Genomic DNA, 3,259 nt, shown 5'->3' with positions numbered 1-3,259 from the left:
GAACTCATCCCGATTGCACTCCAACGCGGCTGCGTAGAGATCGTAAACACGTTCTAAGGCTTTGCCGATAGCCTGAACGGAACCACCTGCGGGTGGTTTTCTGTTTCTTGGGCTGTGGGTGCCGCTCGCCTCGGTCCAGCCGGTTGTGCTACATTGCTACTCTATGAAAATGCTGGCTTTCGCCCTAACACTAGCGCCCCGCGGGCGGTGATGTTGTTGCGCGAGCGAACTGTTCATCCCATGGCCCGTATGCAAGCGCAGCGGGCCTTTTGTTTTGTGTGCGCTTGAAGACGGTTCTTTTTCACTGATGTAGCCGCTGTCGATGCGGCGCTGCGGAGACCACGATGACTGACAAACTGATTATTTTCGACACCACGTTGCGTGACGGCGAGCAGTCGCCAGGCGCATCCATGACCAAGGATGAAAAGCTGCGCATCGCGCGCCTGCTGGAGCGCCTGAGGGTCGATGTGATCGAAGCCGGTTTCGCGGCCAGCTCCAACGGCGACTTCGAATGCATCCGCTCCATCGCCGCCGCGGTCAAGGATTCCACCATCTGCTCGCTGTCGCGAGCCAACGACCGCGACATTGCGCGTTCGGCGGAGGCCCTGGCGGCGGCCAACAGCGCCCGCATCCACGTCTTCCTGGCGACCAGCCCGCTGCACATGGAAAAGAAGCTGCGCATGACGCCGGACCAGGTGTTCGAGCAGGCGGTCAGCTCGATCCGTTTTGCCCGCAATCTCGTGGGTGACATCGAGTTCAGCGCCGAGGACGGCTACCGCAGCGACCCCGATTTCCTGTGCCGCGTGTTCGAGGCGGTGATCAACGAGGGCGCGACCACCATCAACGTGCCCGATACCGTGGGCTATGCGATCCCGGAACTCTATGGCGAGTTCATCAAGAACCTGCGCGAACGCATCCCCAATTCCGACAAGGCGGTCTGGTCCGTGCATTGCCACAACGACCTGGGCATGGCGGTGGCGAATTCGCTGGCCGGCGTGAAGATCGGCGGCGCGCGCCAGGTGGAGTGCACCATCAACGGTCTCGGCGAGCGCGCGGGCAATTGCTCGCTCGAAGAAGTCGTCATGGCGGTCAAGACGCGCAGGGACTATTTCGGCCTGGACGTGAACATCGACACGCAGCACATCGTTGCCGCCAGCCGCATGGTCAGCCAGACCACCGGCTTTGTCGTGCAGCCGAACAAGGCGGTCGTGGGCGCCAACGCGTTCGCGCACGCATCCGGCATTCACCAGGACGGCGTGCTCAAGGCGCGCGACACCTACGAGATCATGCGCGCGGAAGACGTGGGCTGGGCCGCCAACAAGATCGTGCTGGGCAAGCTGTCCGGCCGCAACGCGTTCAAGCAGCGCCTGCAGGAGCTGGGCGTGCAGATGGAAAGCGAAGGCGAGATCAATGCCGCTTTCGCTCGTTTCAAGGAACTGGCCGACCGCAAGAGCGACATTTTCGATGAGGACATCCTCGCGCTGGTCAGCGACGAGCACGCCAGCAACGTGAAAGACCAGTTCGGTTTTGTGTCGCTTTCCCAACACAGTGAAACCGGCGAACGCCCTCATGCCAAAGTGGTCTTCACCGCGGCTGGCAAGGAGGTGCAGGGCGAAGCGGAAGGCAACGGCCCGGTGGACGCGTCGCTCAAGGCCATCGAATCGCACGTGAAGAGCGGCGCCGAAATGGTGCTCTATTCGGTGAACGCGATCAGCGGCTCCACGGAGAGCCAGGGCGAGGTGACGGTGCGCCTGCAAAGCAATGGCCGTGTGGTCAATGGCGTGGGGGCCGATCCGGACATCGTGGTGGCATCGGCCAAGGCTTATCTGAGTGCGCTGAACAAGTTACAAAGTAAAGCGGAGCGAGTGGCAGCCCAAGGCTGAGCACGGTTTTATAATTAACTCACTTTCTTGAAGAGTCGCGTAAGGTGCTGATCTTGCGCGACTTTTTTCGATTGTGTACACTGAAACCGTTTTTTGCCGCTTGGAGCACCTTGATGCAAGCCCGTAATCGCATCTCCACCCGTTTTTTGCATGCTCTGGCCTTTGTCGCCTTGAGCGTTTCCCTGGCCGCTCCCGTAGCGCATGCCGCGGAGAAAAAGAAAGCGGTTGTCTCGAAAAAACAAGCGGTTTCATCAAACACCAAGCGCCAGGTGGCGAAATCCTCGGCCAAGCCCGCCGCTCGCAAGACCGTGGCGGTGGCCAAGGGCAAGTCGTTGCGCGCCAAGGCAGCCGCAGGCAAATCCACCCGGCTGGCCGCGCGCGGCACGAAGGCGACCGTGCGCAAGGTTTCCTACACGCCGGCGCCGCAGTCCTTTGGACAGATCGCTGGATTGCACGACGTGCACGACCCTCTGTCTCTGGAATCCAGCGTGGCGCTGGTGGTGGACCAGGATACACATGAAGTGTTGCTGAGCAAGAACGAAGGCGCGGTGCTGCCCATTGCTTCTCTCACCAAGCTGATGACGGGCCTGCTGATCTCCGAGGCCCATCTGAACATGGATGAGGCGATCACCATCACGCAGGACGATGTGGACACCGAAAAGTTCAGCCGCTCGCGCCTGGCGGTGGGAACGACGCTGTCGCGCGGCGAACTGCTGCATCTGGCGTTGATGTCCAGCGAGAACCGCGCGGCGCATGCGCTGGGGCGCACCTATCCCGGCGGCCTTGCGGCTTTCGTGAACCAGATGAACGCCAAGGCGCGCCAGATCGGAATGCTCTCCACACGCTACGTGGAGCCGACGGGCCTGTCCAGCTCCAATCAGGCGAGCGCGCGCGATCTGGCCCAGCTCGTGGCCGTCGCTTCCCGCGATCCGCTGCTGCGCGAGCTGAGCACCTCGCCGAGCCATGAGGTGGAAGTGGGCAGCCGCACGCTGCAGTTCAACAATACCAACCGGCTGGTCAAGAATCCTTCGTGGGATATCGGCCTGCAGAAAACCGGCTTCATCAATGAAGCCGGGCGCTGCCTCGTCATGCAGGCCGAGGTGTCCGGCCGCAAGCTGATCATGGTGTTCCTCGATTCGGCGGGTAAATTCAGCCGGATCGCCGACGCCGAGCGCGTGCGCAACTGGGTGGAGCAGCGTGGCAGCACCGCAGGAGCCCGTTCGGACAAGCATGTATATGCCCATGCGGACAACAGCTGAGCATTGAAGCCGCCGCTGCTTTCCTTCAAAGAAGGGGCAGGGTGAACAAAAAACCGCGCATCGCGCGGTTTTTTTGTCGCCGGGCCGCCCCAAGACAAAAAGCGCCCCCTCGGGGGG

Annotated in this window: 2 protein-coding genes; both read left to right on the top strand. The window is 61.7% G+C overall.

Annotation, left to right across the window (positions count from 1 at the left end; all coding sequences use genetic code 11):
• The first annotated feature begins 344 nt into the window (after window positions 1–344).
• The gene (locus ABWP92_RS17015; protein ID WP_353236591.1) at window positions 345–1,883 is read left to right on the top strand and encodes a 2-isopropylmalate synthase; all 1,539 of its coding nucleotides are present in this window, start codon (window positions 345–347) and stop codon (window positions 1,881–1,883) included.
• A gap of 113 nt (window positions 1,884–1,996) precedes the next feature.
• On the top strand, window positions 1,997–3,142 hold the full coding sequence (locus tag ABWP92_RS17010) for a serine hydrolase (protein WP_353236590.1): 1,146 nt from the start codon (window positions 1,997–1,999) through the stop codon (window positions 3,140–3,142).
• Window positions 3,143–3,259: the final 117 nt, after the last annotated feature.

It is taken from the genome of Diaphorobacter ruginosibacter, from assembly GCF_040396215.1.
Classification (GTDB): Bacteria; Pseudomonadota; Gammaproteobacteria; order Burkholderiales; family Burkholderiaceae_C; genus Diaphorobacter_A; species Diaphorobacter_A ruginosibacter_A.
Note: the sequence above shows the minus strand (reverse complement) of the source record. Positions and strands in the feature narration are given on the sequence as shown.